Raw genomic sequence first — 22988 nt, forward strand, 5'->3', positions numbered from 1 at the left:
TGCGGGTCAGTCCTGCTCCTGCACATCGTCCAATGGCTTGAAAATCGATTGCTCGCTGACCCGTGTGACTTCCAGATCGAGCCGGCCATCGGCCAGCAGAGCTTCGACGGATTCTCCTACATCCACCTGACTGGTGTGCGTCACCACGCTCTTGTCGGCGCGCCGTAGCACGGCGAAGCCGCGCTGCATGGTGGCCAACGGGCTCACCGCATTGAGCTGGCGGGCGTTGGCGGAAAGCCGCGCATGGCGTCTCTCGTGAGCCCTTCGCCATGCCTGGTTCAAGCGGTCGGCCAACGGCGTGAAGCGTTGTTGGAGCAGCAGCAGGCGGCGCGCAGGGGAGTGGCTGAGCAAGCGCTGCGACAGCATGTCGATGTCCTTGTGCTTGCGCGCCAGTGCCGCACGCATGCCGCGAGCCAGGCGCAGGTCCAGGCTGTCGAGTCGTTGTTGTTGCTGGCGCAGGCGGCTGGCTGGGGCGGCGCGCTGCAGACGGCCCACCAGCGTGCCCAATTGCCGGCGTTCGGCCTGCAGTGAACGCCGCAATGCCCCGATGATCCGTTGGCGTTGCTTGTCGATCGACCGCAGCAGCGCATCGGTGTCGGGGCTGATCAGTTCGGCTGCTGCCGAAGGTGTGGGCGCCCGGCGATCGGCGACGAAATCGCTGATGGTGAAATCGATTTCGTGTCCGACAGCACTGACGACCGGAATATGCGCGGCGGCGATCGCGCGTGCCAGCCGCTCGTCATTGAAGGCGGCCAGGTCTTCGATCGAGCCGCCGCCTCGGGTGAGGAGCAGCACATCGCATTCGGCGCGGCTCAGCGCGAGTTGCAATGCATCGTGCAGCTCGCCGGGTGCACTCTGGCCCTGCACCTGGGCGGGATAGATGGTGATCTGAAGGTGCGGTGCGCGCCGCCGGAATACGTTCAGCACATCGCGGATGGCCGCGCCCGAGGGCGAGGTGACAATGCCGACCCGCCGGGGAAACAGGGGCAGCTCGCGTTTACGTGCGCTGTCGAACAGGCCTTCGGCCTGCAACTTTGCCTTCAGTGCCTCGAACTCGCGTTGCGCCGTACCGGCACCGGCGGGTTCGAGGTGTTCGATGATCAGCTGAAAATCGCCGCGCGGTTCATAGAAGCTGATGCGCGCTCGGGCCAGTACCTGCTCGCCGTTGCCCGGTTCGAAGCGCAACAACTGGCGTTTGCCTTTGAACAGTGCGCAGCGCACCTGCGCGTGTGCGTCCTTGAGACTGAAGTAGAGGTGGCCGGATCGTGGCGTGGCGAGGTTGGATATCTCGCCTTCGACCCATAGCAGCGGGAAGCTGCCTTCGAGGACGGCGCGCACCTCGCTGTTGAGGCGGCTGATGGTGAAGATATCGCGTTGCGTTGGATCGGCGGCGCTCATGGCCGTCAATCATGCACAAAAAAGCCGGGCAATGCCCGGCTTGGTGTACGCGCTCCGGCAGCCGATCAGTAAAGATACGACGGGTTGCCCGAGTTGACCTGGCTGGCGGCCTGCTCCTGACCCAAGCGGCCCTGATCTGCCGCCTTGCTGGCCAGCGAAGTCGCTTTGCCGTAGTCGCCGTCGGCTGCCGCTTTCTCGGCCGACTGGATGATCTTACCGGTATCGCGCCATTCGCCACCGGCAGCGGCCGCTTTCTTCTGTTCTTCTTTGGCCGATGCCAATGCGGCTTCGTAGGTTCCTTTGTCGCCGCTGGCAGATTTTGTTTCTTGTTTCTTACAGCCGGCGAAACCCAGCGCGACGGTGACGACAACCGCCGCCAGTAATACTTTTTTCATGTGACTCCATCTCCTGAATACGCTGTTGTTATGTTCGAATCGCCTACGGTGAGACACCGTGGCATGTGCCTTTGCGGACTTTTGGCCGCGCAGTTTCCGTACCGGGTGCGTGAGGGCACCAAGCGACTAGTTGGGACCTCTGGTCCGCGGCTCATTTTCGAGACTACCCAGTTTACCGAGTATGCGTCAAATCCTATAATGCTCAGCTTATCTTCAGTCCCCAGGTTGGAAACACGCATGCGCCTCGCCCAAGACCAAGAAGCCCTGACATTCGATGATGTGCTACTGGTACCGGCGCGCTCGGAGGTGATGCCCAAGGATGTCAATCTGGCGACCCGTTTGACGCGCGAGATCGCACTGAACATCCCGCTGGTTTCGGCGGCGATGGACACCGTAACCGAGGCCCGTCTGGCGATTGCGATGGCGCTTGCCGGCGGCATCGGCATGGTGCACAAGAACATGACGGCGACCGAGCAGGCGGCCCAGGTGCGGACGGTGAAACGCTATGAAAGCGGCGTGATCCACGATCCGATCACCGTATCACCCAACACCAGTATCGGCGAGGTCCTCGAACTGACCCGTTCCAACCATATCTCCGGCGTGCCGGTGGTGGACGGCAGCGAACTGGTCGGCATCGTAACCGGTCGCGATCTGCGCTTCGAGACGCGCCTGGACGAGAAAGTCAGTTCGATCATGACCCCCAAAGATCGCCTGGTGACGGTGCCGGAGGGCGCCAGCCGCGAAGAGGTGGTCGCCAAGTTGCACCAGCACCGGATCGAAAAGGTCTTGGTGGTCAACGACAACTTCGAGCTGCGCGGCCTGATTACGGTAAAGGACATTCAAAAAGCCACCGATTTTCCGGATGCCTGCCGCGATTCGCAGGAGCGTCTGCGCGTTGGTGCTGCCGTCGGTACCGGCGAAGGCACTGAAGAGCGTGTCGAGCTGTTGGTGGACGCCGGCGTCGACGTCATCACGGTCGACACTGCTCACGGTCATTCGATCGGTGTGCTCAACCGCGTCGCCTGGATCAAAAAGCACTTCCCGCAGGTGCAGGTGATCGGCGGCAACATCGCCACTGGCGCGGCGGCCAAGGCGCTGGTCGAGGCGGGTGCGGACGCGGTCAAAGTCGGTATCGGCCCAGGCTCGATCTGCACCACCCGCATCGTTGCCGGGGTCGGGGTGCCGCAGGTGACGGCGGTCGACAATGTCGTCACCGCACTCGAAGGCAGCGGCGTTCCGGTGATTGCCGACGGCGGTCTGCGTTATTCGGGTGACATCGCCAAGGTCATCGTCGCCGGTGCGCATTCGGTCATGATCGGCGGCCTGTTCGCCGGCACCGACGAATCCCCGGGCGAGGTCGAGATCTACCAGGGACGCTCGTACAAGTCTTATCGCGGCATGGGCTCGCTGGGCGCCATGGGCGGCTCGCAGGGTTCGAGTGATCGCTACTTCCAGGAAGACACCCGCAAAGACAAGCTGGTGCCCGAAGGTATCGAGGGCCGTGTGCCCTACAAGGGCCCGTTGGTCAATGTGATCACCCAGTTGATCGGCGGCATCCGATCGAGCATGGGCTATACCGGTTGTGCCACGCTCGACGAGATGCGTACCAAGCCGGAGTTCGTCCGCGTGACCAATGCCGGCATGCGTGAATCGCACGTGCATGATGTGCAGATCACCAAAGAAGCACCGAATTACCGACGCGACTGAGTCACGGCGGTAGCAACAGGGGCGCAATGAGCGTTCAGGGCAGGCTATAGCTGCCCGCGTTCCTTGCGCCTCTTGCGTTTCGCCGCACGGCTCGCAGGCATCGGTAGCGACACGCGACGGCGACAATGTATTTAAGAAAAGCGAGGAACGGTGTTTCTCGCTTCGTTTATTTTCAGGCGGTGAATCCGGCCGGATGTGACGGCGTTGCCAGGCAGCGTGCACGAACGTCGATTCATTGAAGTTCGTCTAACCAGAAGTTGTTGATGGAACGAGCGTATGACCACTGATATCCATGCTCACCGAATTCTGATCGTCGATTTCGGCTCACAGTACACCCAACTGATCGCGCGCCGTGTGCGTGAAGCCGGCGTGTATTGCGAAATCTGGCCGTATGACAATTGCGAAGAGGCGCTCGCGACGCAGAAGCCGCGCGGCGTCATCCTGTCCGGCGGCCCGGAGACGGTCACCGGTGAAGACACGCCACGTGCGCCGCAGATGGTGTTCGAGATGGGCGTGCCGGTTCTCGGTATCTGCTACGGCATGCAGACCATGGCCGCGCAACTGGGCGGTCGCGTCGCCTCATCCGACAAGCATGAGTACGGCTATGCGCAGGTCAGGGCGCGTGGACATTCACGCCTGCTGACCAACATCGAAGACCACACCAGTGCGGAAGGCTGGGGCCTGCTCGATGTGTGGATGAGTCACGGCGATCGCGTTGAAGAGTTGCCGCCGGCGTTCAAGGTCATCTGTTCGACCGACAACGCCCCATTGGCCGGCATGTGCGACGAGACACGCAACTTCTACGGCCTGCAGTTTCACCCTGAGGTTACCCATACCCGTCAGGGCGGCCGCATTCTCGAACGATTCCTGTTCGAGATCTGCGAGTGCGAGGCCTTGTGGAATCCGAACAGCATCATCGAAGACGGCATTCACAGCATGCGTGAACAGGTCGGCGATGGTCGCGTTGTGCTCGGCCTGTCGGGCGGTGTCGATTCGTCCGTCGTCGCGGCCATGTTGCATCGTGCGATCGGTGATCGCCTGGTGTGTATCTTCGTCGACAACGGTTTGTTGCGCCTCGACGAGGGTGATCAGGTCATGGCGACCTTCGCCGAGCACATGGGCGTCAACGTCATCCGCGTGGATGCCGAGGAACGGTTCCTCAAGGGTCTCAAGGGCGTCTCCGACCCGGAACAGAAACGCAAGATCATCGGCAACCTGTTCATCGACATCTTCGAGGAAGAGGCGGCCAAGCTCGAAGACGTCTCGTTCCTTGCTCAGGGAACTATCTATCCCGACGTCATCGAGTCGGCCGGCGCGGCCTCGGGCAAGGCGCATGTGATCAAGTCGCACCACAATGTCGGTGGCCTGCCGGACTACATGAAGCTGCAGCTGATCGAGCCGCTGCGCGAGTTGTTCAAGGATGAAGTGCGCCGCGTCGGTGTCGAACTCGGACTGCCTTCCGAGATGATCTATCGTCATCCGTTCCCGGGGCCGGGGCTGGGCGTACGTATTCTCGGTGAGGTGAAGAAAGAATACGCCGATATCCTGCGCCGCGCCGATGCGATCTATATCGACGAAATGCGCAAGGCCGATCTGTATGACGAGGTCAGCCAGGCATTTGCGGTGTTCCTGCCGGTCAAGTCGGTCGGCGTGGTCGGTGACGCACGCCGCTACGAATACGTCATAACGCTGCGTGCGGTAAAGACCATCGATTTCATGACGGCGAGCTTTGCGCACCTGCCATACGAGTTCCTCGAATGCGTTTCGAGCCGGATCATCAACGAGGTGAACGGCGTATCGCGTGTGGCCTTCGATATCTCGAGCAAACCGCCGGCGACGATCGAGTGGGAATAAGCCACGCGTGAGTCCGTCTAACGATGAGGGCTTCATGCAGCATGCATTGGCATTGGCCGAGCGTGCTGCAGACCATGGCGAGGTGCCGGTGGGTGCCGTCGTGGTGGCCGAGGGGCGAATCATCGGGGAGGGTTGGAATCAACCCATAGGGCGGCACGATCCGACGGCGCATGCGGAGATCGTCGCACTGCGCGCCGCTGCGCAGACGCTGCAGAACTACCGTTTGCCCGGTACCACCTTGTACGTCACCCTCGAGCCTTGCCCGATGTGCGCCGGCGCTATCGTGCATGCCCGCGTCGATCGCGTGGTTTTCGCGACCACCGATCCGCGTTCAGGCGCGGCAGGCAGCATGTTTGATCTGTTACCCTCCGATCAACGGTTTAACCACTACACGCAGTGTGAAGGTGGCGTGTTGGCGGAACAGAGCGCCATGCTGTTGCGAGATTTCTTCCGCGCGCGGCGCTGACTTGCAACCAAACATCTGGGTGACGCGATGCGTTTGTTGATCTGGCTGGCGATGGCGTGGTCGTCGTCTGTGTTCGCGATTGAATATCCGCCGGTCACGGTGGATGTGCCGATCCATCAGGTCTCCGAGCATGCCTATTACGCCGAAGGGGCGGCGGGTGCGGCGACCGACAACGAAGGGTTTATTTCGAACGCGGGCTTTGTCGTGACTGACGAAGGCGTCGTTGTGTTCGATGCCTTGGGCTCACCGTCGTTGGCCTGGACGTTACGTCAGCGTATTCGCGAACTGACGGACAAACCCGTGGTCAAGGTGGTGCTCAGCCACTATCACGCCGACCACATCTATGGGCTGCAGGTGTTCAAAGACGAAGGCGCGGAGATACTGGCGCCGCGTGGTGCCTACGAATACCTCGATGCGCCGACAGCGACGCAGCGCCTGGATGAACGCCGCGTGTCACTCTACCCTTGGGTAAATGAGGAGACGCGGCTCGTCAGGCCGGACCAGTTAATCGAAGGCGCGTACGCGTTTTCACTCGGTGGCATCGATTTTCAGCTCAACTATCTTGGCAGCGCCCATTCCGACGGCGACCTGACTCTGTACGTCAAGCAGGACAGGGTGCTGTTCTCGGGCGACATCATCTTCGAAGGGCGAGTTCCATTCGTCGGCGATGCCGACACCAAGCACTGGCTTGAGACGCTGCAGATGCTCGAAACCAACGAGCTGGTTGCATTGGTGCCCGGGCATGGGCCGGCCGCGACCGATCCTGTGAAGGCGGTCGCCAGCACGCGCGACTACCTGGCCTATCTGCGCGAGATCATGGGCGCAGCGGTCGAAGACTTCCAGGATTTTGCCAGCGCGTACGAAGGCGCCGACTGGAGCCGCTTCGAAGATATGCCGGCGTTCGATGAGGCCAACCGGCGCAACGCCTATCAGGTGTTCTTGTCGATGGAAGCCGAGTCGCTCGGGCTCTGACTGCCCGCCGAAATATGCCGATCGATCGTCGGTGCGAAGCGCCTATCCGAACATCCTGAGCGTCTTCGCACAGGGCCGCGTGCCCGTCTATCCCGTCAGCGAAATACAGGCTATTGACGAATCCGATGACGTGCCCGGCCCGGTGGTTCGCATTTAAGGCACGCATGTGCTCTTATTGAAACTGCCCCATTCAGTTGTATCGGGGAGGGCAGTGCAATGCAGTCGACGCCGTGGCCTCAGCGGCTTGAATCGACCTTACTGCGGGCGGCGATCTGGGCGCTCGTGGGTGTCATCTTCGGCTTTATCTTTGTCGTTCTGGTTGAGTTCCTGCGAGATCATCTACCGTTCATGGCCGCCATCCTGGTGGGTGCCGTGGGGGCATCGGCGCTGACTGCGCTGTTCTACGGCAGCATGCGCCTGACCGTGATGGTCGCCAATCTCACGTTCGTCGCGATGCTGCTGGTGACCTGGCAGAGCGGCGGACAGGTCAGCCTCAATATGCTGGTGCTGGCCGGTGCCCTCGTCGGATTGCCGGTCGGCGCGCTATATGGTCGCACCGACAAGCTTTCGCGCGTGTTCTGTGCCGACGCCAAGATCATCGCCGGCGCCTTTGCCGGCGCCGTTGGCGGTTTGCTGGTGTTCGTGATCGGGCTGGTATCGCCCGATTGGGCGGCGTCGAGAGCGGCTTGGGTCATTGCCCCGACGTCCGCCCTGGTCTACGTGACCGCTGCGCATTGGTTTGTCAGGCGATGCCGGGGTGTCTTACCGCCCACCGGCGACGGCGCATTGGTGGGCGTCGGTGTCGGTGCGATGACCGGGCTGCTGTTCATGATCATGGCCGGTTCGCTCGACCCATCGCTGCTCGACAGCGACACCATGCGTGCCTTTGCAACGCGCGTAGAGCACGCGTGGGGCGTGACCGTGATTGCCTGCGGTCTCGTGTGTGCGGTGGTCGGGGTAGCCCGTGCGTTGCTGGATGTTCCCTGGTACGACCTCTGACGAATGCAGTGTCGCCCGGCCGGTCGCACGAGCGACGAAATGTAGGTGCCATACCCCTTCGATGCGCCTGCCTTGGTGCAGGATGAAGAACCCGGTTACGCCATCGCTTGAACAGATCGAGCGTTTCGTCGAAGCCGTATGCCATCCGAACAATCGTCCGGCGCAACACGCCAACGCTCGTCCTATCTTGAAGTAGTCCCTTTGCGTTGCAGTCGGTATGGCTTCCGGCTGCAACGCCTGGTGGCGTCTACAGATCCGGCTTCTGCTCTTCTTCGGCGGCCAACAGGCGGTCGCGCGTCGCGACATCGGTGGTCGTGGTGTACCACACGAGCAGGTCGTAGTAGTTACGGATGTTGTCGACATAGTTAACCGGCTCATTACCGCGTGCGAAGCCGTTCTTAACAGTCGAGTAGTATTCCTTTTTCGTCAGCAACGGCAGACGCTGTTTCACTTCCAACCACAGGTCCGGATTGCCGCCGTCGCGCTCGGTCAGGATGCGGGCATCTTCGAGGTGACCGAAACCCACGTTATAGCCGGCAAGGGTCAACCACAGGTGATGCGGTTCCTTGATCCTGGTCGGAATCTTGCGGCCGACGACCTTGAGATATTTGGCGCCACCGATAATGCTCTGCTGCGGATCGTTACGATCGGTCACGCCGACCTGGCGGGCGGTACCCTGGGTCAGCATCATGATGCCGCGTACACCGGTGGGCGAGACAGCATCTGCTTGCCAATGTGACTCCTGATAACCGATGGCCGCCAGCAGGCGCCAGTCGATCCCGGTGATGTCGGCGGCTTCTTCAAAAAGGTGTTGATAGTCGGGCAGGCGATCGCGCACGTGGCGCCAGAAATCGCGCGTGTCGACGAAGTTCATGCGGCCCGAGTGGCCGAAATAGCGTGCCTGCAGACGCTGCAGATGACCGGTCTTCTGCGCTTGGCGCAAGAAATCATTGGCTGCGCTGAGCAGCGTGCCGTCTCCGCGTCGCGGAAAGGCCCAGGCGATGGGTTGCGGGTCGCCAAGCTCGAATGCAGTGGCTGCATGCTTGTACACCCGCCGGCTCAGCTCGACTTCGTTGGAGTCGACCACGGTCAGGCGTAGTTTACCTTCGTCGAGTTGTGACAGCAGCGTCTCGGTGCCGATACCGACGTACCTTTGCCACGTCAGGTTGGGACGGTCATTGGACTTCAGCCGGTTGAGCGTTTCCTCGTGACTTGAGTCGGCAACGACATGCAGCTCGCCTTCAGCAATCTCATCCAGGCTTTTCGGCCGCTTAGTACCGCGCCGGTAAACCACCTGCTCGGTGACATATTCGTAGGGAAACGAAAAGCTCACACGTTCTCTTCGTTGTGCCGTCGCGGTCAGGCCGGCGGCGGCCATGTTGACCTTGCCGCTCGAGGTCGCCCCCAACAGGTCATCCAGGGTTTCGGGAAACACGAACTTGGGTTTGACCCCGAGGTGCTTGGCGAATGCGCGGATCAAGGCTACTTCGAAGCCATCCGGGCCTTCGGCCCCCTGGTGGTACACGGTGGGCGCGTGGCGGGTAGCCACGACCAGTTCGCCGCGCTGTTGCACGCGTTCGAGCTCGGTGCTGCTGCCGTGCCGATACATCAGGAACAGCGCGGCCACGCCACAGAACAACAGCGTGGCGGCCATGACGATGGCGGCAAACCGGGCTTCGCGTGCGGTGCGTTGCATGGCTGGGTGGGGTGTTATCCGCGCGCGGCGGCTACAGGTAGAATCGGCACAGTGAAAAGTTCCATATCGCTGTCGGCACTGGTTAGTTTTTCGATCGATCCGGGAGAAACTGAACCCGCATCTGCCGTGTTTCGCGGCGCAAGTCTTGGCCTTTGCGGATCGCCATTCCGGCGCCCGGCACGTCACTTCGTCCGCGGGGGCTGGCGAAAGGTTCCCACCTCGGCAGACGTGTCACGCAGATCGAGGCAGACGTCACCGTTTTCGGAAGATAGCCAGTGAAACGACAAAAAGCCACCATCGACGAGCTGCCGGATCTGCCAGTCAAGGCTAGGGCGGCCGAATTGTGCGCGGCTTTGCGTGATGGCCACCTGATACTCAGTGCGGAGCCGGGCTCCGGAAAGACGACCTTGGCGCCGTTGCTGCTGCTGGACGAGACCTGGCTTGCCGGGCGCAAGATCGTGATGCTCGAGCCGCGACGACCGGCGGCGCGGATGGCGGCACGACGCATGGCGGCATTGCTGAACGAACCCGTCGGTGGAACCGTCGGCTACCAGGTGCGCTTCGACCGTAAGGTATCGGCCGACACCCGGATCGAGGTGTTGACCGAGGGGCTCCTGCTGCGTCGCCTGCAGGCCGATCCCGAGCTCAGCGATGTCGGTCTGCTGATCTTCGATGAGTTTCACGAACGCAACCTGCAGACCGACCTGTCGCTGGCCTTGGCGCTCGATGTTGTCGACAGCCTGCGGCAAGACCTGCGATTGCTCGTGATGTCGGCATCGATCGATGCCGCGCCGCTGGCCAGACTGCTGCCGGCGGCGGTGTTGTCCGTCGAAGGCCGTACCTTTCCGGTGTCGATCCGGCATGCCGACCAGGATGCCGAACTCCGCGACCCCGTGCCTGCCTGTCTGCGCGCCTTGGCTCAGGCAATCGACGAAACGAGCGGCGATGTGCTGGTCTTCCTGCCTGGCCGGCGTGAGATCGATTTGCTGCGCGAACAAGCAATCGAACGCTGGGGCCAGACACTGCGCGTTGAGTCGTTATACGGCGACATGAGCGCCGAAGAGCAGGACAGGGTGCTGTACGGTCACGGCCAACAGCGTCGCGTCATCTTGTCGACCGACATCGCCGAAACCAGCCTGACGATCGAAGGCATCGGTGCGGTCGTCGACAGCGGCCTGGCGCGCAAGCCGCTGTTCGATCCAAATACCGGCCTGACCCGATTGGAAACTCGCTGGATCAGCAAGGCCTCGGCGTTGCAGCGCAGCGGGCGTGCCGGGCGCTTGGGGCCTGGAAGCTGTTTCAGGGCATGGTCGACCGCCCGCCAGCAACGCTTGACCGATTGGACACCCGCCGAGATCAGTGAGGCGGATCTGGCGCCTCTCGTCTTGGAACTTGCGAACTGGGGCGTCGATTCGGCCGATCAGCTGCGCTGGCTCGATCCACCCAGCAAAGCGCATTGGACGCAGGCGGCCGACCTGTTGCATCAGCTCGGTGCGGTAGATGCAGAAGGGCGGATCAACGCCGTGGGTCGCGACATGGCCCGGCTGCCGGTGCACCCGCGCCTGGCGCACCTTCTGGCCGGTGCGGGTGCTCACAAGGCGCGCCGGCTGGCGGCGGATATCGCCGCCCTGTTGTCGGAACGCGATCCGCTACGCGCCGACCGGCGTATCGACGGCGGTGCCGACATTAGCTCGCGACTGGATGCACTCGCCAATTGGCGCTCCGACAAGGCGGGGGTGCGCAACGCCATCGGTCTGCGTCGGATCGACCAGACGGCGCAGCAATTGATGCGCCTGCTGGGCGACCGAGGCGACGACGGTGCGACCGTGATGTCGCCGGGCAGGGCGCTTGCGCTGGCGTATCCGGATCGCGTCGCGATGTGCACGTCGGCAGACGGTCGACGCTACCTGATGCGCAACGGTCGTGCCGCGCTGTTGCGCGAATCCGATGCCCTGGCGGGGGCACGCTACCTGGCGGTCGGCGAGGTCGACGCCGGTCGGCGAGATGGCGTGATTCGGCTCGCAGCGCCATTGTCGGAGCTTGAGTTCGATGAGCTGTTCGCCGATGCGATCGTGTCGCGTAGAGAGGTGCGCTGGGATGCAAAACAACAGGACGTGATCGCACGGCGCGTGCGCCGGCTCGATGCAATCACGCTCAGCGAAAAAGCCGATGCGCTTGGACCTGATGATCCGGTCGATCAGGTACTGTTCGAGCAGTTGCGCAGGCAGGGTCTGTTCAGTGTGTTCAAGGATCCGGCGCAACTGCGTGCGCGAATGATGTGGATGCGCAGCGTCGATCCCGACAAGGACTGGCCCGACGTCTCGGAAAAAGCCTTGCTGGACAATCTCGACGAATGGCTGGCGCCCTGGTTGAAGTCGGGCGTGGGGGTAGCTCAACTGCGCAAGCTGTCACTAGCCGACATGCTGACCGCCTTTCTGGGCTGGGAGCGCATGCAACAACTGGATGCGCTGTTGCCGACGCATCTCGACACCCCGGCCGGTACCCGGCGCAGCATCGACTATGCGGTGGACGATGGTGCAGTGCTGGCTGTCCCGCTGCAGGAGGTGTTGGGGATGCACGAAAGCCCGCAGTTGGCTCATGGCAAGGTACCGCTCGTATTGCATTTGCTATCGCCGGCGGGACGGCCGCTGCAGGTCACGTCGGATCTATCCGCCTTTTGGGCGGGCGCCTACAACGAGGTCAAAAAGGAGATGCGGGGTCGTTACCCCAAGCACTACTGGCCCGATAATCCTGCCGACGCGCAGGCCACGCGGTTTACCAAGCGTCGGATGCGCGACGGCTGAAGCCGGCTCAGTCGGTCGTTGCCACCATCTGTCGGATCAGCTGGCGCACCGTCGACGGTTCAAACGGTTTGTCACAGATCGCCGAAACACCGCTCTCGTGCACCGCGGCGAGGCGGTTTTCGTTTTCTTCGCTGGTTACCATCAGTACGGGTAGCGAAGACTGGGTCGACTGTTGGCGGATGTGGTCCACCAGTTCTTTGCCATCCATGTGCGGCATGTTGTAGTCGGTAACGACGAAGTCATAGAAGTTCTGGTTGAGCATCTCCAAAGCATGCAGACCGTTCTCGGCCTGATCGATGCGCTGGATACCCAAGGAACCAAGAATGCGCGCGATGTGTTTGCGCGCGAACGGGCTATCGTCAACCACCAGCACCTGCAGGGCATCGGCGTCCAGTTCGCCCATCTCCATCGGGTTTTCGTCCAACAGGTCCAACGTGGTGCTCAACGCGGTGTTGAGCTCGGCGTCGGTAAAGGGTTTAGGCAGAATGCCCACAACGCCGGCCTGGCGGATCGGGTCGAGATAGCGAAAACGCGTCTCGCTGGAGATCAGCATGAACGGTGTGTCCGGGTGCGACTTTGATTCACGAATCCTGTGGACCAGGTCGGTACCGGTCATATCAGGCAGATATAAGGAGCTGATCACCAGGTCGGGTTCTTCCTGGTCCAACAGGGTCAGTGCCTGTTCCCCGGAATCGGCTTCGATGATCGAACAGATGCCGTTGTTTTCCAGTGCCCGGTTGATGATTCGACGTTGGGTGGATGACGGTTCCACCACGAGAACAGCCAATTCCGTCAGACTGATTTCCGCCATCCCTTTCCTCGGTGCAGTGTTGCGCTGAAACTTTATCGGCGGCTTGACCTATGTCTTTAAAAACGCTGGGAAACCTCAGACGGTACAGGGAAATTCTGGCAAACTGCGCAGCTATAACGAACTGAATTTGGTCGAGGTGTCAGCGACGTGGCCGAGCAGAAAGATAAACTGTCGTTTTTTCAGGTGCTTGCCAGCGTGGCCTCATCATTCTTCGGGGTGCAGAAGAACGCCACCCGCGAACGCGACTTCAAACACGGGCGGGCGCGTGACTTCATCTTCGTCGGCATTTTTCTTACTGTCGCATTCATTCTTGTGGTTTGGGGCGTTGTCCAGTTGGTGATGAAGGTTGCCGCTCCGACGTGAGCCCCGCTGTCTGCCGTGGCGGCGGGATTGGTAGAGCATGGGGCTGTGCCGAGGTGGCTGCCCCGTATCGTTTTCGGGTTGATCCGAGGGGAGGACGAGCCATGAATCTGTTGGAAATGGTGATGGGTGCGCAGGGCGGCGATGTCGTCAGCCAGGTGGCAAATCGCTTTCAGCTTGACGAGGGGCAGGCCAGGTCGGCCATGGGGGCATTGATCCCGGCCTTGTCGCGCGGGATAAGTCGCAACGCCAGCGAACCGCAGGGCTTAGACGACCTGATCGGTGCGCTGGCCAACGGCAATCACAGTCAGTATCTGGAGCAGCCACAGAAACTCGGTGATCCGTCGACGGTTGACGAAGGTAACGGCATTCTCGGCCACGTGTTCGGTAGCAAGGACGTCAGCCGTCAAGTCGCGGCCAAGGCCTCAGAGAGCACCGGTATCGACAGTGGCATCCTGAAGCAGATGTTGCCGGTGCTGGCCAGCGTGGCCATGGGGGCGATGTCGAAGAACGGATTCGGTTCGGCGGTCGGTGCGGGATCGGTCAACCAACTCGCGGGCGGTCAGGACAGCGGGATCGGCGGCATGTTGGCGAGCTTTCTCGATGCCGATAAGGACGGATCGGTCATCGACGATGTACTCGGTATGGCGAGCAAGTTTCTGCGTTGATCCTTCTTGACTAGACCGGTGTCGACGGCCAGCGTCGTCGATACCGGCTCAACCTGCCTGTTCGCCGGGGCGCAAGCGCTGGCGGATGTCTTTCTTGGCCTGGTCGATGATCGAGTCGCGATCCAGGCTGTCGAGTATCTCGCGCACTGCGAGTTTGGGGCCTGCATCGCCCCACGATTTGCCGTTGGCGAGGTAACGCTCGGCGGCACGTCCGACCACGTAGGTGCTGTAGTACGCAACTGCGCCCTGCGCAGCGCCGGTGACTGCGGCAGACAGGCCGCCGGTGCCCAGCTTCAACGCCGTGGAAACCAGATGCACCGCCCACACCGTGCCCATCAGCAGCAGCATCTGCGCGCCGATCGTCTTCACCAGGCTGCCGGCCTCGTTGCGACTCAGCGGCAGCCCGTAGGCCTTCGAGAGATGGACCACCATCGTGACGTCGACCACCGCGGCCGCAACCAGGTCGGCGACCGGCACCGGGTTGATTGCAACCGCCACACCCTTGGCGATACACCAAGTGCGAATCACGCGATCCCCCAGCGTGCGTCGTGCGTCGAGTACGCGATCGGCAACCTGGTCGCTGAGTTCGCCGGCGAACAGTGAGGCATTGAGTGCCGCCAGCGTCTTGCCCTCCGCCTCGATAACCTTCCATAGACGCGCCTTGAGTTCGGCGATATCCGGCGGCGACTGGCGTTGTTGCTCCACCTCGTTGCCCGCCTCGTCGACCCTGATTACCCACTGCGGTACCGGTTGTGCCGCGGCGAACACCAGGTTGGCCGGATTGATCAGGCCGCGGGTGCGTTCCAGCAAGACGTTGCCCAGTACCTCGCGTTCATGTTGGTTGTAGCGGTCGATCTTGTTGAGCACCAGGATCAGCGGGCGTTCCTGCTTGGCCAGCGCGCGCAGTGCCTGCAGCTCGATGTGGGTCAGGTCGCCGTCGACCACGAATAACACCAGGTCCGAACGGTTGGCGACGTCCTTGGCGAGTTGTTCGCGGCCTTCGCCATCTACCTCGTTGATGCCGGGAGTATCGATCAGAAAGACGTTGCCGTCCTGAAACTCGTGCCATTGTCCCTGTTGCACGGTACGGGTTTCGCCATGCAAGGGGCTGGTGGAAAAAACGGCCTGGCCGAGCAGGGCATTGACCAATGCGGACTTGCCCACGCTGACGCGGCCGAACACGGCGATGTGAATATGGCCGTGCTCCAGCTTGTCGAGCATCGTTTGCACTTCGCGGTAGTCGTCGGCCAGCGATGACCGTACCTCTTCGGGTACGCGCTCGTCGGCCAACAGCTCGCGCAGGCTTTCGCGAGCGAGCGCAAGGTGGCTGTCGCCCGCGGTATCAGGGTTGTTGTCGGGCGTCGCGGGCTTGCTGGACAACCAGCTTGGCCACGCCACGCGCAGACGTTTCCATATTTTCACCGAGCGTATCCTTGAACAACTGGGCGGTCTGTCTGGGGTGGAGCTCGCCACGGGTCGCCAATGTCGTGGTCAACGCGCGTCCGAGGGTTCGAAAGATGATGCCGTAGGCCACCGCATGCAACGCACCGCCGGCCAGCGTACCGACGCCGGGAAAGGCCTTGAGCGCATTACCGGCGACCGCCAACAGCAGCGTATGGGCGCGCCCGACGTGCTTTTGCACCAGCTCCAACAGCAGATCGGTATCCACCTTGCGAACCTTGATGTCGTAGAGCGCAGAGAGCTCCTTGATCATCTGCGTTCCCAACCATCCTTGGATCAGGATATCCGAGCCAGGCGTCAGCGCGGCCAATGCGCCGACCACGGCTTTGACGGAATATTGATCGACAAGCTTTTCTGCCCTGGCTTTGCGCGAGACCGCGAGCGCCTCGTCGAGCTGTTGCGAGGCGAGCACGAAGGTGGCGCTGTCGCGCAGTTCGTCGAGGATGTGTTGGTCGCTGTCGAGGATGCGTTGCAGCGTGAGCCCCAAGGGTGTGACCTGGGGGGCGATGTTGCGCGTTTCGATCTGCTCGCCGCCATCCGGTAACAGGCGAACGAGCTGGCGTTGAGTGGCCGCCGATACCCGAACGAAATGGCCGTGCGGATGGCCGGCGATCACACGTTGCAGTTTGTCGGACAAGGCCTGCGCATCGGCTTCGCTGTACCGATCGGTCTTGTTCAGCACCAATACCAGGGGTTTGTTCAGCGCCATCAACTCACGTAGCGCTGCATCCTGGGCACGATTGATGTCGCTGTCGGTCACATAGATGACGATATGTGCACGCTTTGCTTCGTCGGCTGCGAGGCGGTCGAGGGTGCCATCCGCCTCTTCGGTACCCGGCATGTCGGTTATCAGCAACTGGTCGCCGGCGGGGCTTTGCCACCGATACTGCGTCAGTTCGCGGGTAGTGCCGCCGCGAACACCGCTTTCGATTTCGACGTCGGGTAGCAAGGCATTGATCAGTGACGATTTGCCCGTGGATATCTCGCCGAACAATGCGACGTGTACCTGGCCGGTCTGCTTGCGTCGGCGAAGCTCGGCCAGTTCGTTGCGGATCTCGCTGGTATCTGCGCCCAAGGCCTCTGCCTGTTCGATCGCGGCATGCACATCGGCTTCGCTGGGACCTGCAGGCTCTTTGTTCTCTGCCGGTTTGGTGCGCTTGCGTGGATTGAGTACGCGCCAAACCAGCCAGCCGCTCAACAGGCCGCCGAGCATCATCAACCCCCACCAGCCGTAGCGCAGCCAGGGCGAGCTGTTTTCCAGGTGCGACTGAACCGTCAGCGTCGACTCGCTGATGGTTAGAACGAGCAACAACGCCAGCAGGGAAAGCACGAGGACCGCGAGCGCGATCAGGGTTCGAATGCTACGAGGCAGCTTGTCGCTCATTGCGGGTCGATTCGGATCGAAGAAGAGTTCGATGATGGATTGGTAGACACGCTAACCCAGCCTTGGGTTCAGGGCAATAAACCCTGGTGGATGACCGGTTCGCACCAGCGGCGCGCAAAAAAAACCGCCCTTCAGGGCGGTTCTTTTTCAAGTACGTACTTGCTTCACGCTGCGGAGTAAACCGAGCGGGCAGGTGACGTGACTTTTCCCTGACGTTTCAGATAGGCCAGGGTTTGAGCAAGGTTGTTGGCGATAACGCCACGTTTATCGAGTTCGGCTTTGATTTGCTTGGTAGTGATCTTCTTGCTCTTACCGACGATCTCCATCACCTGATCGGTCACACTGCCACCGCTGCTGCGGCTTTTACGGCGCGGTGCACGGCCACCCAGGCTACGGATCTCGGCATCGATAGCGGCCAGCTCTTTGCGTTGGCGCGCCACGACGTCGCGCCGCTTCGCTTTCAGTTCATCGATTTGAGCACGGGTAGCTTCCTTTGCTTCTGCTTCCTCTTGTTCTTCACGCAGGCGTGCCATTTCGTACAGTTCTTCAGCACTCAGGTCTGAAAGACTTTTTCTCGCCATTCACGGACTCCAGTTCATGTTTGCCAGCAGCCTCTTAAAACTTAAAAGAGGCAAATGTAGAAAACTCTACGGCGGCAAAATATAGCGACCGATAGTAGCGCTTGCAACTTCTAAGGTTCTTAAAATGTGAATTGGTAAGGCTATGCAGTATTAGTTTTATCTTTTTGTCGATGATTTAAGGTTCTGCAAACTCGTTTCAGCGAAATCATCGATCGAAATAGTGTCCTGTAAACGATGATCCCACGGCACCAGATCGTCGCTATAAAAAGCAGCCGGACTGAAGTCATTGAGTAGGTTGTAGCGATCTGCGACAGCTTTGATGTTGAGAAACGCGTTCGGTACCAATACGGCGATCACCACGACGGCTCCAGCAAGAACATTGGCGTGATTTAAGCGAATTAGAAACCATCCAATGATCCACGGCATGAGCACGATGCTCCACGCCAGCGTGATTGCGTAGCCGGGCAGGTCAGTTGTAAAGATGTAATTTACGTAGGGGATTACACCTTCAATCAGGATACTCGCGATAAGGATCAAACTCACCAGGCTCAGTGAAGCCGGGAAATCCCAATGATGAGACGCCAGCCTGTTGACCACGAACAGTCCCGCCGCGAGCACGATCACGCCGACCGTATTGGTGAGCAAGGTCTCGCCGAAAGATTCCCAAGTCAGCATGAAAGGCGTGGAAAGGTAGGTTTCGAGGCTGCTGACTACCATGAATGCCGCAAACAACAGCACCGCCCATCCCCAATGGCCAAAGATACAGGCGCTGCCGTTACGACAGCTGATCAGGCGGGTCGGTGCGACCGGGTGCGATTGTTCAAGAATGCGCACACGGGTGCGCCCGGCCTCGAAGCTCAATGGCAGTCGTTCGAGGCTGATCGTGTCATTGACCTGTTTACCGCGAACGCGAATACCGTTTTCGTCGGCCAGTGAACGCAACTCGTAGCGGCCATCCTCACGCTGCTGCAGGTTGAAGTGATAGGGCGAAACCGAGGGGTCGGCGATGATAATGTCGTTGTCTAGCGCCCGACCGACTCGTAGGGTCGACTTGGTGACCTTATAAAATCGATGGTCGTGGCGATTCTGAATTTCGATGATCAGGGCTGCCATCGGATTTCCTTGAGAAACCGGGCGATCAGGCGAACCGCCGCGTTATAGTCGGTGCCGGATAAATCAATATTGAATATAAATCCGGTGCGCTCTTCGCCGAGCATGGCGGCGGTGAATAACACATCGCTCAAGCCCGGATAATTTTTATAATCCCTTTTACAAATTGTGGTTTTGAAATCGTGACCGTTGACGTCGACAAAGCGGGTCGTGCAGCGGAACCGTGTCACATCGTCTTTCTTCGCGCCCGCACTGAACTGGCTGTTGTTCAGCGAGCTGTACAGCCGATAGAAGCGCATCGGTTCAAGCTGATCCGATTCGAGCCACAGGTACTCGTAGATGATGCGGCCTACGTTCAGGCGGTCCGTCAGGTAGATATCATTCTCGTTCTGACAACGGATGCTGTAGCGGCGATAGAGGTCTTCCGGATCTTGCTTGGGGCTGCCGTCCCAACAGCGGATCGTCGGCGATACGGAGCCGGGCGCACGGATATGTCGAATGTCGGTCGGCGGCCACGCAGCGTTGTTGATGCGATCGATGTAGCCGACCTGATAGTCGTGGATTTGATTGCCGATCACCTTGAGAAAGGTCTTCGGCGACGCCTCATCAATCACCGGGATGCGTTCGAGGTAGCGCGCAGGCACGATGAAACTGATGTCGTTGCTTGCAGTCGACACATTGATACCGACGACCACGCCCTGTTCATCGAACGTTGGTCCGCCGCTCATGCCCGGGTTCAGGCTGCCGGAAAACAGGATTCGACTCTCATCGGTCTGGCTGAGCACGCCGCCGTTGGTGCCGGCGGCGATCGACAGGCCGAGATCGAGCGGATTACCCATGGCGAACAGCGTCGCGCCTTTAGGCGGCGGTTCACCGACGGTGAAGGGTGTACCGAGTGGATGGTCGGCCTCGACCAGCGCAAGGTCGTGCACCGCGTCGACGGCGACCAGCCGCAGCGCACCCTCGCTGCCGTTCGACGCCAGGTAACGCAACTCAAAATCGTCGGGCTTGTCGATGAAGGTGCTGACGACGTGGTAGTTGGTGGCGAGCCGGTTGTTGTACTGGTAGATGAAGCCGGAGCCGATGGTGTTCTTCTTACCGGTCTGTCTGTTGATGACCCTGACCTGGTACACCGCATCTTCGCTGTTCTCGAAGACGGCTTGAGAATTCAACGCATTCGCACATAGCGGTGTGCCGGCGATCATTAATAGCGTCGCAGTACCGATCCGTTTGAACCAAGCAGTCAGGCTCGCGCTGTGACGCGCTTTCAACGGCACACAGTGTTGCACCCTTGTGCCGCGGTTGGCGGGTGTTTCAGGGGTGGGTTCGGATAGCAAACTCGTGCTGAATAAACTCGGCCACAGCCGTCTTGTCGCCGCGAAAAACGACGCGCTCGGCCTTTTTGCTGAGCTGATATTCATACATTCCATCGTAGTACTCATTCAGAAGATACTCGATCCAGGCGGCGTGCGCGGCCGTGTCACCGCTGGCGGCGTGCCTCTCGATGGCCTCGACAAGCAGCCCGCGGGCGGTTGCATGGCGTTCTCCGCCGAGGCGCTTGCTGATCCGATCCAGACTGTTCTGCAAATAGTCCGCCCAGTGCTGGAATCCTTCAGCGTCACCGTACTCGGTATTGAATTCGGCCAGGGCATCATGGACATACTCCTGCAGGGTGATCTCGACGCGCTGCGCGTCGCTGGCCTCGAGGATCACGACGGGCGCGGATTGCAGGCGCGCAAAGAAACAGGGCGGTATATGCCGGCTGCCGATGTTGCGGCCTTCGTCCTCGGCAACGAAGTGTCGATTGCCGGCGGCGACATGCTTCATCAAGGCGATGGCGACGGCGTTTTCAAAGTCGATCTGTGTAGGCTGCGGTCGGGCATGGTGGCCGAATGCCGACCCCCGGTGGTTGGCCAGGCCTTCCAGGTCGATATTGAATGCACATTGCTGCAGCAAACGCGTTTTACCGACGCCCGTTCTGCCGCCAATCACCACCGGTCGACACTCGGCGCTGTCGGTTTCGACTTGCTGCAGCAGAAAGCGCCGCATCGCCTTATAGCCGCCGTGCACGCGCGGGCATTCGATCCCGGTCTCTTCGGCCAGCCAGTGCTGGGATATCTTCGACCGCATGCCACCGCGAAAACAGTACAGCACGGCGTTTGGATGCGCGTCGAGGAAGGCCTTCCAGCGCGCGATGCGTTGTTGCTTGATCGTGCCGCTGACCAACTGCTCGCCCAGCTCGATCGCCTTGTCCTGGCCGGCGTGCTTGTACTCGATGCCGATGCGGTGCCGCTCTTCATCGTCGATCAAAGGGTGATTGACCGCCAGCGGGAAAGCACCTTCGGCAAACTCCACCGGCGCGCGAACATCCAGCAGTGGCACGTCGTTTAGAAACAGATGGTAGAGATCGTCGATTTGCTGGAGGTTAGCGGGCATCTAGCTGGCAGCGGTTGGTGCAGGTCGAGCCTGCCGTAAAAAGTGCATCACGGTCGATCGACATCAGCGATGACCAGGGCCAGATGAGAAATGCGCCGGTACGACCGTCAGGCCGTTAATATAACGTGTAAAGCACTTTGCAGGGGAAATGGGCGTTGGATTTCGAGCGACGGTTCGGCGGTATCACCAGGCTCTACGGTCAAGCGGCACTGGACAGGCTGAGCGGTGCGCGTGTCTGCGTGATCGGTGTCGGCGGTGTCGGCTCGTGGGTGGTCGAGGCGCTGGCACGCAGCGCGGTAGGGTCATTGACGTTGGTCGACATGGATCATGTCGCCGAATCGAACGTCAATCGTCAATTACCGGCGACCGAACCGGATTTCGGCAAGGCCAAGGTCGCGGTGCTCGCCGAACGTATTCGTACGATCAACCCGGACTGCCGGGTGACCTGCATCGAGGATTTCGTTACGCCCGACAACATCGACAGTGTGGTCAGTGCCGATCACGATTGGGTGATCGACTGCATCGACAATTTTCGGGTCAAGGCGGCGTTGATCGCCGCCTGTAAACGACGCCGCCAGGCGATTGTCACCACGGGTGGGGCGGGCGGTCAGCGTGACCCGACGCGAATCCGTGTCGGAGATCTGCGCAAGACCGAACAAGATCCACTGTTGGCGAAAACGCGCAAGCTACTGCGCCAGGCGTATGGTTTTCCGTCGAATCCCAAGCGGCGTTTCGGCATTCCCTGCGTCTGGTCCGACGAGCCGCAGCATGCGCCGGAAAGCGCATGCGAGACAGCGGTGGAAGGGTCGCTCAACTGCGCCGGCTTTGGCGCCTGCATGCCGGTAACGGCGAGTTTCGGCATGGCAGCGGCCGCCCTGGTGGTTGACCGCCTGGTGCAAGGCGGCGCACAAGACGAAGGCTGAGCAATCGCTGTAAGTCAGTCCTCGTCGAGCCCGCCGAAAGCGTCGACCACCGCAGGGAGAAAGTTCGCCAATTCCATGCTCATCAGGGCGAAGTCGGCGTCGAAGCGGGCGAGGGCGTCGTCGGCATCGACCTCTGCGGCCTGCTCCATGACCAGATCGAGAAACCGCAGGCGACGAATGCCCAGGTCGTCGCACAGCAGGCAGCTGATCCGTTCCTGCCAATCCACGGCGAGCTTGGCGACCATCATGCCGGTATCGAGATGCGATTTGACCTCGGCGCTGGCCACATCGATGCGTTTGCCGCGCATGACCCCGCCGTTGTCGACCGGCTCTTTGAGTTCGCATTCATCGCCCAGCACGAACTCGCGCGCCGGCTTTTTCTCCAGCCATTGGGTCAAGGTCTTTGCCGGGGAGCGTTGTACCGCCAGCGGCTTGGCGCGCAGGCTGCCGAGCGTTTCGCGCAGGGTGCTCAACAGTTCTTCGGCTTTCTTGGCCGTACCGCTGTCGATCACGATCCAGCCGTCCTTGGGGTCGATATAGGCGTAGAGATGGCTTGAGCGGGTGAAAGCGCGTGGCAGCAGGTCGACGATGACCTCTTCCTTGATGCGCTGCTTTTCCTTGCGGCCGACCGGGCGTGCTTCGGCTTCTGCGATTGCTTCGGCCTTCTCTTCGACGTGTTCGCGGATCACCGCCGCCGGCAGGATGCGGTCCTCACGGCGCAGGCAGATCATCAGCCGCCCGGCAGTGGCGTGTACCAGCTGGGTCGCATCGCGACCGGCCGGCGGCACCCAACCCACACGATGGGTATCAAGGCCGGCGCATGGCTTGAAGGCGTGCTGCTGCAGGGTCTCGTGGAGGGCTTCGGGGTCGAGCCCGAACGGCTCGCTCAATCGATACAACTGCAGATTTCGAAACCACATGCCGGCAAGTACCCCGCTGTCAAAGGGCCGCGATTATGGCGAA

The 22988-nt window shown here is 60.9% G+C and carries 20 protein-coding genes; 9 read left to right on the top strand and 11 right to left on the bottom strand.

Features of this window, described 5'->3' with window-relative positions:
* Nucleotides 1-6 precede the first annotated feature (6 nt).
* Both xseA and B1781_RS08760 read right to left on the bottom strand, forming a co-directional pair.
* Nucleotides 7-1398, bottom strand: a complete 1392-nt coding sequence (gene xseA, locus B1781_RS08755) for an exodeoxyribonuclease VII large subunit (RefSeq protein WP_078119296.1) — start codon at nucleotides 1396-1398, stop codon at nucleotides 7-9.
* 65 nt (nucleotides 1399-1463) lie between these two features.
* Nucleotides 1464-1793, bottom strand: coding sequence for a hypothetical protein (locus B1781_RS08760; RefSeq protein WP_078119297.1), 330 nt, complete (start codon nucleotides 1791-1793; stop codon nucleotides 1464-1466).
* A 237-nt stretch (nucleotides 1794-2030) separates the two neighbouring features.
* Here B1781_RS08760 and guaB point away from each other — a divergent pair, with 237 nt between their 5' ends.
* The 5 genes from guaB to B1781_RS08785 all read left to right on the top strand — a co-directional run bounded on the left by guaB (nucleotide 2031) and on the right by B1781_RS08785 (nucleotide 7791).
* Entirely contained in the window at nucleotides 2031-3500 is a 1470-nt protein-coding gene (gene guaB, locus B1781_RS08765; protein ID WP_078119298.1) for an IMP dehydrogenase, read from the top strand.
* 276 nt (nucleotides 3501-3776) lie between these two features.
* The gene (guaA, locus tag B1781_RS08770) at nucleotides 3777-5354 is read left to right on the top strand and encodes a glutamine-hydrolyzing GMP synthase (RefSeq protein ID WP_078119299.1); all 1578 of its coding nucleotides are present in this window, start codon (nucleotides 3777-3779) and stop codon (nucleotides 5352-5354) included.
* Nucleotides 5355-5361: 7 nt separating this feature from the next.
* Nucleotides 5362-5820 carry a tRNA adenosine(34) deaminase TadA gene (gene tadA / locus B1781_RS08775; RefSeq protein ID WP_078119300.1) on the top strand — a complete coding sequence of 153 codons (459 nt, stop codon included), beginning with the start codon at nucleotides 5362-5364 and terminating at the stop codon, nucleotides 5818-5820.
* Between the two features lie 27 nt (nucleotides 5821-5847).
* Entirely contained in the window at nucleotides 5848-6792 is a 945-nt protein-coding gene (locus tag B1781_RS08780; RefSeq protein WP_334223926.1) for an MBL fold metallo-hydrolase, read from the top strand.
* Between the two features lie 216 nt (nucleotides 6793-7008).
* Nucleotides 7009-7791, top strand: coding sequence for a hypothetical protein (locus B1781_RS08785; RefSeq protein ID WP_078119301.1), 783 nt, complete (start codon nucleotides 7009-7011; stop codon nucleotides 7789-7791).
* A gap of 247 nt (nucleotides 7792-8038) precedes the next feature.
* Here B1781_RS08785 and mltF read toward each other — a convergent pair whose 3' ends face one another.
* On the bottom strand, nucleotides 8039-9487 hold the full coding sequence (mltF, locus tag B1781_RS08790) for a membrane-bound lytic murein transglycosylase MltF (protein WP_078119302.1): 1449 nt from the start codon (nucleotides 9485-9487) through the stop codon (nucleotides 8039-8041).
* Nucleotides 9488-9762: 275 nt separating this feature from the next.
* Here mltF and hrpB point away from each other — a divergent pair, with 275 nt between their 5' ends.
* Nucleotides 9763-12291 carry an ATP-dependent helicase HrpB gene (gene hrpB / locus B1781_RS08795; RefSeq protein ID WP_334223927.1) on the top strand — a complete coding sequence of 843 codons (2529 nt, stop codon included), beginning with the start codon at nucleotides 9763-9765 and terminating at the stop codon, nucleotides 12289-12291.
* Between the two features lie 7 nt (nucleotides 12292-12298).
* On the opposite strand, the gene B1781_RS08800 is transcribed toward hrpB, so the two are convergent.
* Complete coding sequence (locus B1781_RS08800; RefSeq protein WP_078119303.1) at nucleotides 12299-13102, bottom strand: response regulator; 804 nt, start codon at nucleotides 13100-13102, stop codon at nucleotides 12299-12301.
* A 147-nt stretch (nucleotides 13103-13249) separates the two neighbouring features.
* Here B1781_RS08800 and B1781_RS08805 point away from each other — a divergent pair, with 147 nt between their 5' ends.
* Nucleotides 13250-13465, top strand: a complete 216-nt coding sequence (locus B1781_RS08805; RefSeq protein WP_078119304.1) for a DUF2970 domain-containing protein — start codon at nucleotides 13250-13252, stop codon at nucleotides 13463-13465.
* Nucleotides 13466-13566: 101 nt separating this feature from the next.
* Complete coding sequence (locus tag B1781_RS08810; protein ID WP_078119305.1) at nucleotides 13567-14130, top strand: DUF937 domain-containing protein; 564 nt, start codon at nucleotides 13567-13569, stop codon at nucleotides 14128-14130.
* A 48-nt stretch (nucleotides 14131-14178) separates the two neighbouring features.
* On the opposite strand, the gene B1781_RS08815 is transcribed toward B1781_RS08810, so the two are convergent.
* The 6 genes from B1781_RS08815 to mnmH form a co-directional block, all read right to left on the bottom strand.
* Nucleotides 14179-15552, bottom strand: coding sequence for a DUF697 domain-containing protein (locus B1781_RS08815; RefSeq protein WP_125931977.1), 1374 nt, complete (start codon nucleotides 15550-15552; stop codon nucleotides 14179-14181).
* Nucleotides 15473-16975 carry a GTPase gene (locus B1781_RS08820; protein ID WP_078119306.1) on the bottom strand — a complete coding sequence of 501 codons (1503 nt, stop codon included), beginning with the start codon at nucleotides 16973-16975 and terminating at the stop codon, nucleotides 15473-15475. Before B1781_RS08820 ends, B1781_RS08815 begins: the two co-directional genes overlap by 80 nt.
* Before the next feature lie 164 nt (nucleotides 16976-17139).
* A complete protein-coding gene (locus tag B1781_RS08825; protein ID WP_078119307.1) occupies nucleotides 17140-17556 on the bottom strand; it encodes a hypothetical protein in 417 nt (138 codons plus the stop codon).
* A gap of 156 nt (nucleotides 17557-17712) precedes the next feature.
* A complete protein-coding gene (locus tag B1781_RS08830) occupies nucleotides 17713-18669 on the bottom strand; it encodes an FHA domain-containing protein (RefSeq protein WP_078119308.1) in 957 nt (318 codons plus the stop codon).
* Complete coding sequence (locus tag B1781_RS08835; RefSeq protein ID WP_164513315.1) at nucleotides 18657-19943, bottom strand: S1 family peptidase; 1287 nt, start codon at nucleotides 19941-19943, stop codon at nucleotides 18657-18659. Before B1781_RS08835 ends, B1781_RS08830 begins: the two co-directional genes overlap by 13 nt.
* Nucleotides 19944-19980: 37 nt before the next feature.
* Nucleotides 19981-21102 carry a tRNA 2-selenouridine(34) synthase MnmH gene (mnmH, locus tag B1781_RS08840; protein ID WP_078119310.1) on the bottom strand — a complete coding sequence of 374 codons (1122 nt, stop codon included), beginning with the start codon at nucleotides 21100-21102 and terminating at the stop codon, nucleotides 19981-19983.
* 155 nt (nucleotides 21103-21257) lie between these two features.
* On the opposite strand from mnmH, the gene B1781_RS08845 reads away from it, so the two are divergent.
* On the top strand, nucleotides 21258-22025 hold the full coding sequence (locus B1781_RS08845) for a tRNA threonylcarbamoyladenosine dehydratase (RefSeq protein ID WP_078119311.1): 768 nt from the start codon (nucleotides 21258-21260) through the stop codon (nucleotides 22023-22025).
* Between the two features lie 14 nt (nucleotides 22026-22039).
* Here B1781_RS08845 and rdgC read toward each other — a convergent pair whose 3' ends face one another.
* Complete coding sequence (gene rdgC, locus B1781_RS08850; RefSeq protein WP_078119312.1) at nucleotides 22040-22945, bottom strand: recombination-associated protein RdgC; 906 nt, start codon at nucleotides 22943-22945, stop codon at nucleotides 22040-22042.
* Nucleotides 22946-22988 lie beyond the last annotated feature (43 nt).

The sequence above is a fragment of the Thiosocius teredinicola genome (assembly GCF_002009425.1).
GTDB classification, from domain to species: domain Bacteria; phylum Pseudomonadota; class Gammaproteobacteria; order Chromatiales; family Chromatiaceae; genus Thiosocius; species Thiosocius teredinicola.